The sequence below is a fragment of the Burkholderia sp. Ax-1720 genome, assembly GCF_011753035.1.
Taxonomy (GTDB): Bacteria; Pseudomonadota; Gammaproteobacteria; order Burkholderiales; family Burkholderiaceae; genus Burkholderia; species Burkholderia gladioli.
This window is the reverse complement of the sequence record NZ_VWWK01000226.1, coordinates 1-9,449: the sequence shown is the minus strand read 5'-3', so window position 1 is coordinate 9,449 and position 9,449 is coordinate 1. Positions and strand designations below refer to the sequence as shown.

Below are 9,449 nucleotides of genomic sequence, written 5' to 3'. Positions count from 1 at the left end.
CGTCCACACGCCCAAGGGCGAGGCGATCGCGGCGGCCGGCGAGTACTTCTGCTGTCCCGAGCACGCGGCGCGCCAGACCAGCTCGGCCGGCCGCGACGCGTCGTGAGCGACTCGCTGCGGGTCGGCGCCGACGGCTGGCTGAGCGGCGCGCGCCACGCGCCTTCGCCGAACCACGAGGCGCGGCCCGCGCACGGCGTGCCGCCCACCCTGCTGGTGGTGCACAACATCAGCCTGCCGCCCGGCGAGTTCGGCGGCGACGCGATCGAGGCGCTGTTCCAGAACCGGCTCGACTGCGATGCGCATCCGTGGTTCGACGCGAACCTGCGCGGCCTGCATGTGTCAGCCCACTTCCTGATCCGCCGCGACGGCGAGCTGGTGCAGTTCGTGTCCTGCGACGCGCGCGCCTGGCATGCCGGCCCGTCGAACTTCCTCGGCCGCGAGCGCTGCAACGATTTCTCGATCGGCGTCGAGCTCGAGGGCACCGACGAGCGCCCCTTCGAGGCGGCCCAGTACGCGACGCTGGCCACGCTCACGCGCGCGCTGGCGGCGCGCTATCCGATCGAGGCGATCGCCGGCCACGCCGACATCGCGCCGGGCCGCAAGACCGATCCCGGCCCCTGCTTCGATTGGCAACGCTACGCGAGCGATGCCGGACTTTCGAGCGCATCGTTTCCTTACCTTCGTTAAGCGCGGGGTCTTCCCGCGCGCGTCGCACTGACGCGTCGCAGCGCGATCGGGGCCGATCCCAGGCCCCATCTGCACTCGCTCGATGTCAAGCGGGCGGGGCGCAATTCTCTCGAATTTTCCATTTTGAGATCGTTCGATCGTCCACTATACTTGGTGCCAGTTGAAGGGTTTCTCACTAGATATAGTGTTAAGAGAGCAGGCGCCACCAGGGCGATCCGCTCCAGCCGGCAGCGAATGCCGGAGGAATTCTCAGCGCGGCGTCCGTCCAGGCACGGCACGCCGCGACAGCGCAGACACAGGCGGCAAGGGGGCGCGATACGCATGACGAAAACAGACGTCGACTTCTCGGTATCGCGCGGCCCATGCCGCTTTTGCGTTCTGCCGCCCGCGCCCCGCACTGCGCGTTAATCGTTCAAATCCGCGGATCCCTCCGCACCATCCAGCACCAGGAGCTTTGCACATGCAAACGACCGACACCGGGACGTCCCAATTCGAGAGCGCCCAGAGCCGCCCTCTTGGCACGGCTTCGCAGGGCGCGCCCGCGCTCGCGCCGCAGGCGACGTTCGCCGATTACAAGGTGATCCGCCGCAACGGCAGCGTGGTGGCGTTCGAGCCGTCGAAGATCGCGATCGCCGTCACCAAGGCCTTCCTCGCGGTCAACGGCGGCCAGGGCGCCGCGTCGGCTCGGGTGCGCGAGCTCGTCGAGCAGCTGACGCAGAGCGTCGTGCGCGCGCTGCTGCGCAGCCGCCCGAACGGCGGCACCTTCCATATCGAGGACATCCAGGATCAGGTCGAGCTTGCCCTGATGCGCGGCGGCGAGCACAACGTCGCGCGCGCCTACGTGCTGTACCGCGAGAAGCGTCACCTCGAGCGCGCCCATAGCGACGCGCCGGTCGAGACGCCGGCCGGCAGCTCGGGCCTGACCGTGACCGACAAGGGCGTGAGCCGCCCGCTCGACATGAAGGCGCTGCACGGCCTGGTCGCCGCCGCCTGCGAGGGCCTGGGCAGCGCCGTCAATCCCGATCCGATCGTCGCCGAGACGGTGAAGAACCTGTACGACGGCGTGCCGCTGAGCCAGGTCTACGATTCGGCCATCCTGGCCGCGCGCACCATGATCGAGAAGGACCCGGCCTACAGCCAGGTGACGGCACGCATCCTGCTGCACACGATCCGCCGCGAGATCCTCGGCGAGGAAGTCGCGCAGGGCGAGATGCAGGCACGCTACGCGGAATACTTCCCGCAGTTCCTCAAGCGCGGCGTCGAAGCCGAGCTGCTCGACGACAAGCTGCTGCAGTTCGACCTGGTGCGCCTGGGCGAGGCGCTCGACGCGAGCCGCGACCTGCAGTTCGGCTACCTCGGCCTGCAGACGCTGTACGACCGCTACTTCCTGCACGTCGAAGGCACCCGCATCGAGATGCCCCAGGCGTTCTACATGCGCGTGGCGATGGGCCTGGCACTCAACGAGATCGACCGCGAAGCGCGCGCGATCGAGTTTTACAATGTGCTGTCGAGCTTCGACTTCATGAGCTCGACGCCGACCCTCTTCAACTCGGGCACGCGCCGCTCGCAGCTCTCGTCGTGCTACCTGACCACGGTCGCCGACGACCTGGACGGCATTTATGAAGCGCTGAAGGAAAACGCGCTGCTCTCGAAGTTCGCGGGCGGCCTGGGCAACGACTGGACGCGCGTGCGCGCGCTGGGCTCGCACATCAAGGGCACGAACGGCAAGTCGCAGGGCGTGGTGCCGTTCCTGAAGGTGGTCAACGACACGGCGGTGGCCGTGAACCAGGGCGGCAAGCGCAAGGGCGCGGTCTGCGCGTACCTGGAATCCTGGCACCTCGACATCGAGGAATTCCTCGAGCTGCGCAAGAACACCGGCGACGACCGCCGCCGCACCCACGACATGAACACGGCGAACTGGATTCCCGACCTGTTCATGAAGCGCGTCATGGAAGGCGCCGACTGGACGCTGTTCTCGCCCTCGACCTGCCCGGACCTGCACGACAAGTTCGGCGCCGAGTTCGAGGCGGCCTACCTCGGCTACGAGGAGAAGGTGGCGCGCGGCGAGCTGAAGCTGTTCAAGAAGATCCCGGCGGCGCAACTCTGGCGCAAGATGCTCGGCATGCTGTTCGAGACGGGCCATCCGTGGATCACGTTCAAGGATCCCTGCAATATCCGTTCCCCGCAGCAGCACGTCGGCGTGGTCCACTCGTCGAACCTCTGCACGGAAATCACGCTCAACACCAGCGACTCGGAAATCGCGGTCTGCAACCTGGGTTCGGTCAACCTGGTCGCCCACCTCGCCAAGCAGGCGGACGGCAGCTACGCGCTGGACCACGACAAGCTCAAGCGCACCGTGAGCGTGGCGATGCGCATGCTCGACAACGTCATCGACATCAACTACTACGCGGTCGCCAAGGCACGTAACTCGAACCTCAAGCATCGCCCGGTCGGCCTGGGCATCATGGGCTTCCAGGACTGCCTGCACCTGCTGCGCACGCCGTTCTCGTCGGACGCGGCGGTCGAGTTCGCCGATCGCTCGATGGAAGCGGTCTGCTACTACGCCTACTGGGCGTCGACCGAGCTGGCCGAGGAGCGCGGCCGCTACTCGAGCTACAACGGCTCGCTGTGGGATCGCGGCATCCTCCCGCAGGACACCCTGAAGCTGCTGGAAGAGGCGCGCGGCGGCTACGTCGAGGTCGACATGAGCGAATCGCTCGACTGGACCTCGCTGCGCGGCCGGATCTCGGTCCACGGCATGCGCAACTCGAACTGCATCGCGATCGCGCCGACGGCCACCATCTCGAACATCATCGGCGTCTCGCCCTGCATCGAGCCGACCTTCCAGAACCTGTTCGTGAAGTCGAACCTGTCGGGCGAGTTCACGGTGGTCAACGAGTACCTGGTGCGCGACCTGAAGGAACGCGGCCTGTGGGACGAGGTGATGGTCGCCGACCTGAAGTACTTCGACGGCATGCTCTCGCGCATCGACCGGATCCCGGCCGACCTGCGCGCGATCTACGCGACCGCCTTCGAGGTCGACCCGAAGTGGCTGGTCGAGGCGGCTTCGCGTCGCCAGAAGTGGATCGACCAGGCACAGTCGCTCAACATCTTCATGGCGGGCGCCTCGGGCAAGAAGCTCGACGAGATCTACAAGCTCGCCTGGGTGCGCGGCCTGAAGACCACCTACTACCTGCGCACGATGGCGGCCACCCACGTCGAGAAGTCGACGGTGGCGCACGGCGCGCTGAACGCGGTGCCGAGCTCCGGCGGCATGGGCGGCGGCTCGGCGGGCGGCGCGCAAGGCGCGGCCGGCAGCTTCGGCGCGGCTGGCGGCGCGGCACCGACGGGCGCGCTCAGCGCCGCGCCGATCGAGGCCGACGGCCCGGTCTGCACGATGCGTCCGGGCGACCCGGGCTTCGAGGAATGCGAGGCCTGCCAGTAACACGCGGCATCACGCAGTGAAGCGAAGGCGGCGCGCGATGACATCGATGGTTGAACTGCGCGCCGACCTCGACTACAAACGGATAAGGAATCCGTATCTTGCGAACCCGGCGACGGGTTCGCGAACGCCCCCGACAGGAAGATCGAGCCGGCTCGATCGCAACGTCGACGCGCATCGCGCGATCTTCCAGACACACGGCATCACTCGCGATACACACATCGCGATCGATCGCGCGCCTCGCAAAGTGTTGTATCGAGGTCGCAACGCGAATCGAAAACAGGATTTTTCGTGAGCGAACCCTTTTATCGCTCAGGAAAAGATGGTACAAACCGTTCTAAATTGATGGTGAGAATTTATGCTCAACTGGGATGACGAGAAGGCGGCCGTAACTCCCGCGAGCGGAGCGCAGCAAAACACGATGCGCTCCCCCGCCGGAATGGCCGTCGGTGTGCAGGCCGCAGCGTCTGCCGCTCATCAGGCTCCTTCGGTGCGCGACATTTTCCAGGGCGACCTCGCGGTCGCTCCGTATGCACCGGCGCAAGCGAGCGCGGCCGGCTCGCAGGAGCGAGTCAACATCGCCGACAAGCGCATCATCAACGGCAAGACCGACGTCAATCAGTTGGTGCCGTTCAAATACAAGTGGGCGTGGGAGAAGTATCTGGCGGGTTGCGCGAACCACTGGATGCCGCAGGAAATCAACATGTCCCGCGACATCGCGCTGTGGAAGGATCCGAACGGCCTCACCGAGGACGAACGCCGGATCGTCAAGCGCAACCTCGGTTTCTTCGTGACCGCCGACTCGCTGGCCGCCAACAACATCGTGCTGGGCACCTACCGCCACATCACGGCGCCCGAGTGCCGGCAGTTCCTGCTGCGCCAGGCCTTCGAGGAAGCGATCCACACCCACGCCTATCAGTACATCGTCGAATCGCTCGGCCTGGACGAAGGCGAGATGTTCAACGCGTACCACGAGATCACCTCGATCCGCGACAAGGACGAATTCCTGATCCCGTTCATCCACACGCTGACCGATCCGGCGTTCGTGACGGGCACGCAGGAAGCGGACCAGAAGTTGCTGAAGTCGCTGATCGTGTTCGCCTGCATCATGGAAGGCCTGTTCTTCTACGTCGGCTTCACGCAGATTCTCGCGCTCGGCCGCCAGAACAAGATGACGGGCGCGGCGGAACAGTATCAGTACATCCTGCGCGACGAGTCGATGCACTGCAATTTCGGCATCGACCTGATCAACCAGATCAAGCTCGAGAACCCGCATCTGTGGACGCCGGAATTCCGGGCCGAGATCCGCGAACTGTTCAAGCACGCGGTCGAGCTCGAATACCGTTACGCCGAAGACACCATGCCGCGTGGCGTGCTCGGCCTGAATGCCTCGATGTTCAAGAGCTACCTGCGTTTCATCGCGAATCGCCGCTGCCAGCAGATCGGTCTCGACGCGCTGTACCCGAACGAGGAAAACCCGTTCCCGTGGATGAGCGAGATGATCGATTTGAAGAAGGAGCGGAACTTCTTCGAGACGCGCGTGATCGAGTATCAGACGGGCGGCGCGCTGTCCTGGGAATGACCGGGCGCGACATCGCGAGCAAGGATGTATCCGCCGGGCGCGAGCCCGGCCCAAGGTTTAGGAGCAAGAACGCCTGATGCAAAGGATGGCCTGCGCCGGTGCGGCGCACAGACATGACAGGCACTTTGCGAACCCTTCAGTGGGATGGGCAAACTTCCCTCCGGAAAAGGCGGCAGGCCAGGGGCCTCCCGCCTTTATCAAGCGATTCGGGGCGACGGCGCGAGGCGCGCCGGCTGCCGACTTGATCTGGCGCGCGGTGCCGCAGGGCACGGCGCGCCTTACCGTATTCATTAGCGTAAGCGCGATTGCGAAGCGTACGCCGATGAATAGCCCGCTTCGTAGCGCGCGTTCTGAACACACGTCCGCGAGAAACGGGTTTTGACGAAGGGTGTAGTTTGAACTGACTCTCATCTGAACCTGAAGGAGAAAATGATGGCAACTGCCAAGAAGAAACCGGCTGCCAAGAAGGCAGCAGTGAAGAAGGCCGCACCGGTCGCGAAGAAGGCTGCACCGGCGAAGAAGGCAGCCGTGAAGAAGGTCGCGGCGAAGAAGGTCGCAGTGAAGAAGGTTGCTGCGAAGAAGGCTGCACCGGCCAAGAAGGCTGCTGCGAAGAAGGTTGCAGCGAAGAAGGTCGCGGTGAAGAAGGTTGCCGCGAAGAAGGCAGCACCGGCCAAGAAGGCAGCGGTGAAGAAGGTCGCCGCCAAGAAGGCGCCGGCAGCCAAGAAGGCCGCAGCGAAGAAGGTTGCGGTCAAGAAGGTTGCCGCCAAGAAGGCAGCACCGGCGAAGAAGGCAGCGGTGAAGAAGGTTGCCGCGAAGAAGGCCGCGCCGGCGAAGAAGGCTGCTGCCAAGAAGGCTGCGCCGGCGAAGAAGGCCGCGCCCGCCAAGAAGGCTGCCCCTGCCAAGAAGGCTGCTGCGAAGAAGGCTGCCGCTGCTCCGGCGACGACGACCGCAACGGCATCGGTGGCTCCGGCTTCGGGCGCGAAGACCGCGCTGAACCCGGCAGCGGCCTGGCCGTTCCCGACCGGCAGCCGTCCGTAATCGACCTTCGCGTCGATACGACACAAGCCGTAGTCATGCAGTATCGGGTCGATGCCTCGGCCCGCTCGAATCCCGTTACCGGTTTCCGGTGGCGGGATTTTTTTATGCGTGTTTCCCGGTGAGGCCTTCGCGATTCAGTCCGGCGCCGGTTTCGCGCGCGCATAAAAAAACGCATACGCGAAACGAATCGCGTATGCGCTGGATATCGCGGCTGTTGCCGCGCGCTGAGGTCTCCTCGCTCAGTGCGTGACGCGAGTCACGCCGCCGCTCGACAGCAGTCGGACGCGATCGCCTGCACGGAACACTTCCGGCGTGGCGGCCTGCGTGATCGAACGCAGATCGCCGTTATCGAGGCGCACGGTGATTTCCACACCGTTGGCCGAACTCATGCCCTGGCCGATCGCATTGCCCGCGACCGCGCCGGCGAGGCCGCCGGCGATCGCGGTCAGGATCGAGCCCTTGCCGCCGCCGATCGCACTGCCGGCCACGGCACCGAGCGCGCCGCCGCCGAGCGTGCCGAGTGTCGAGCCGGCGCCGGTATCGCTCTCGATGCGCACCGCGCGCACGCTCTCGATGGTGCCGAGGCGCACCGTCTGTTCGCGCTGCGCCTGGCTGGCGCTATAGACATCGGCGGAACCCGGCGGCGTGAAACAGCCTGCGAGCGATACCGAGGCGGTGATCATCGCGGCGAGCGTGAGGGTTTTCCTGGTCAGCATGTGTGGTTTTCTCCAACAAATCTCATTCGATACTGTAGCCGAACGCGGTCTTGAAGCGGGACAGGATTTCCGCGCGGCCCAGCGTGTACGTCTGCGGGCCCGAGTGAGCGATCTTGATCGATCCCATCAGGCTCGCGAGGCGGCCGGTGGTCGCCCAGTCCAGTCCCTTCTCGATCCCGTACAGCAAGCCGCCGCGGAAGGCATCGCCGCAACCGGTCGGATCGACGATCTTCTCGGCCTGCACGACCGGGATCTGCTCGGTGCCGTCGCGGTGACGAATCGTGGCGCCATGTTCGCCGCGCGTGATGATCAGGGCCTGGACCCGGCTCGCGATCTCGTCTTCGGACCAGCCCGTCTTGTCGCTCACCAGTTTGGCTTCGTAATCGTTGACAGCCAGATAGGTCGCAAGTTCAATGCTGCGCCGCAGCGTGTCACGGTCGAACAGCGGCAAGCCCTGGCCCGGATCGAACACGAAGGGCACGCCGGCCTTGGCGAGTTCCTCGACGTGCTGGACCATGCCCTGGAAGCCGTCCGGGCCGACGATCGCGAGCTTGATGCCCTGCGCCTCGCCGGCGTGGTTCAGGTGCGACTGCATCATCGCGCCCGGGTGGAAGGCGGCGATCTGGTTGTTGTCCAGGTCGGTGGTGATCATCGCCTGGGCCGAATGCGTGTCGGGCACCACGCGCACGAACTGGCGCGACAGGCCGAGCGAGTCGAAGCGGTCGAGATAGAGCTGCGCGTCGATCGCGCCGACCGTGCCCATCACGCGGGCCTCGCCGCCCAGCGCGTGCAGGGCGTAGCCGATGTTGCCGGCGCAGCCGCCGAACTCGCGGCGCATGGTCGGCACCAGGAAGCTCAGGTTGATGAGGTGAACCTGATCGGGCAGGATGTGCTCCCGGAACCGCCCTTCGAAGGTCATGATGTTGTCGTAGGCGATCGAACCGCAAATCAGCGTAGCCAAGGTCGTTCCTGTTCAGTAGTTGGGACTGCTGCAGATGAGAGTGACGCGCGCCGTGCCGAGGCAGGGCGCGCGTACGGCCGGATCCGGTGGCAGAACTTACTTCAGCGCGGCAAGCGCGGCGTCGTAGTTCGGCTCGTTCTTGATCTCTTCGACGAGTTCCGTGTAGACGACCTTGTCGTTCGCATCGATGACCACCACCGCGCGCGCGGTCAGGCCGTTCAGCGGGCCGCTGGTGACGTCGACGCCATAGGCATTGGCGAAGTCGCGGCCGCCGCGGAAGGTCGAAGCGGTCGACACGTTGGCCAGGCCCTCGGTGGTGCAGAAGCGCTTGGCCGCGAACGGCAGGTCGCCCGAAACCACCACCACCGCCGTGTCGGCGAGCTTGCTGGCGGCTTCGTTGAACTTGCGCGTCGAGGTCGCGCAGGTCGGCGTGTCGAGGCTCGGCACGATGTTCAGCACCTTGCGCTTGCCGGCGAAGCTCGCCAGCGTCAGCTCGCCGAGATCCTGGCCGACCAGCTTGAAGTCGGGGGCTTGCGAGCCGACGGCCGGAAAGCTGCCGGCCAGTTCGATCGGGTTGCCGCCCAGGGTGACTTTGCTCATATTCGTACTCCGAAGAGGGGGCGTCGCGAGGACGCCGAGGTTGAGGCCGGCGCGCCTCTCGCGGCGCGCCGTGCGCTTACGGGTAGAAAATCTGTACGCGGAAATTCGAGGCGGCGATGCCGGGCGCGCCGTCGGCCGCGCCCGGCGCCGTGTCGATGCGCACGAACAGCGTCTCGGTGGCGCCGGCCGCCAGGCCCGCGCCGAGCGGCGTGCCGGGACGCACGTAGTCGGCGGGCGGCAGCACGCGGCGCGCGGCGACCTGGTTCGAGGCATCGAGCAGGGTCAGTTCGATCGACGGCCAGGCCAGCGCGATGCTCGCGTGATTCGACAGCGGCACCTTCAGTTCCAGCACGCGCGGGCCGTCGAGCTGGCGCAGGTCGGAGGCGCCCAGGCGCAGCCCGTCGATCGCGCGCGGCGGCTCGA

At 65.9% G+C, this 9,449-nt stretch carries 9 protein-coding genes and 2 pseudogenes; 7 read left to right on the top strand and 4 right to left on the bottom strand.

The window, feature by feature from the left end:
- The 7 genes and pseudogenes from F3J18_RS38355 to F3J18_RS33180 all read left to right on the top strand — a co-directional run.
- Positions 1-106: pseudogene (locus F3J18_RS38355) on the top strand (deaminase); the annotation flags it as partial.
- Complete coding sequence (gene ampD, locus F3J18_RS33200; RefSeq protein WP_025096831.1) at positions 103-687, top strand: 1,6-anhydro-N-acetylmuramyl-L-alanine amidase AmpD; 585 nt, start codon at positions 103-105, stop codon at positions 685-687. The pseudogene F3J18_RS38355 and the gene ampD, both read left to right, overlap by 4 nt.
- 460 nt (positions 688-1,147) lie before the next feature.
- Positions 1,148-4,132 (top strand): ribonucleoside-diphosphate reductase subunit alpha, encoded by a 2,985-nt coding sequence (locus F3J18_RS33195; RefSeq protein ID WP_025096830.1) that lies wholly within the window; start codon positions 1,148-1,150, stop codon positions 4,130-4,132.
- A gap of 37 nt (positions 4,133-4,169) precedes the next feature.
- On the top strand, positions 4,170-4,424 hold the full coding sequence (locus F3J18_RS33190) for a hypothetical protein (RefSeq protein WP_124083745.1): 255 nt from the start codon (positions 4,170-4,172) through the stop codon (positions 4,422-4,424).
- A 63-nt stretch (positions 4,425-4,487) separates the two neighbouring features.
- The gene (locus F3J18_RS33185; RefSeq protein ID WP_025096829.1) at positions 4,488-5,711 is read left to right on the top strand and encodes a ribonucleotide-diphosphate reductase subunit beta; all 1,224 of its coding nucleotides are present in this window, start codon (positions 4,488-4,490) and stop codon (positions 5,709-5,711) included.
- Positions 5,712-5,787: 76 nt separating this feature from the next.
- Positions 5,788-6,115: pseudogene (locus F3J18_RS38350) on the top strand (hypothetical protein).
- 28 nt (positions 6,116-6,143) lie between these two features.
- On the top strand, positions 6,144-6,749 hold the full coding sequence (locus F3J18_RS33180) for a histone H1-like DNA-binding protein (RefSeq protein ID WP_084152381.1): 606 nt from the start codon (positions 6,144-6,146) through the stop codon (positions 6,747-6,749).
- A 239-nt stretch (positions 6,750-6,988) separates the two neighbouring features.
- On the opposite strand, the gene F3J18_RS33175 is transcribed toward F3J18_RS33180, so the two are convergent.
- The 4 genes from F3J18_RS33175 to F3J18_RS33160 form a co-directional block, all read right to left on the bottom strand.
- On the bottom strand, positions 6,989-7,465 hold the full coding sequence (locus F3J18_RS33175) for a glycine zipper 2TM domain-containing protein (protein ID WP_013696587.1): 477 nt from the start codon (positions 7,463-7,465) through the stop codon (positions 6,989-6,991).
- 22 nt (positions 7,466-7,487) lie between these two features.
- Positions 7,488-8,426, bottom strand: coding sequence for a carbohydrate kinase family protein (locus F3J18_RS33170; RefSeq protein ID WP_013696588.1), 939 nt, complete (start codon positions 8,424-8,426; stop codon positions 7,488-7,490).
- Positions 8,427-8,522: 96 nt separating this feature from the next.
- Positions 8,523-9,026 carry a thiol peroxidase gene (gene tpx / locus F3J18_RS33165; protein WP_013696589.1) on the bottom strand — a complete coding sequence of 168 codons (504 nt, stop codon included), beginning with the start codon at positions 9,024-9,026 and terminating at the stop codon, positions 8,523-8,525.
- A gap of 76 nt (positions 9,027-9,102) precedes the next feature.
- On the bottom strand, positions 9,103-9,449 hold a 347-nt coding region (locus F3J18_RS33160; RefSeq protein ID WP_166916339.1), incomplete at its 5' end, for a DUF3426 domain-containing protein.

Excerpts from the sequence above, each read along its gene's own strand:
- F3J18_RS33185 (WP_025096829.1), top strand. The coding sequence starts at position 4,488 with ATGCTCAACTGGGATGACGAGAAGGCGGCCGTAACTCCCGCGAGCGGA.
- F3J18_RS33190 (WP_124083745.1), top strand. The coding sequence starts at position 4,170 with ATGACATCGATGGTTGAACTGCGCGCCGACCTCGACTACAAACGGATA.
- F3J18_RS33175 (WP_013696587.1), bottom strand. The coding sequence starts at position 7,465 with ATGCTGACCAGGAAAACCCTCACGCTCGCCGCGATGATCACCGCCTCG.
- F3J18_RS33180 (WP_084152381.1), top strand. The coding sequence starts at position 6,144 with ATGGCAACTGCCAAGAAGAAACCGGCTGCCAAGAAGGCAGCAGTGAAG.
- tpx (WP_013696589.1), bottom strand. The coding sequence starts at position 9,026 with ATGAGCAAAGTCACCCTGGGCGGCAACCCGATCGAACTGGCCGGCAGC.
- F3J18_RS33195 (WP_025096830.1), top strand. The coding sequence starts at position 1,148 with ATGCAAACGACCGACACCGGGACGTCCCAATTCGAGAGCGCCCAGAGC.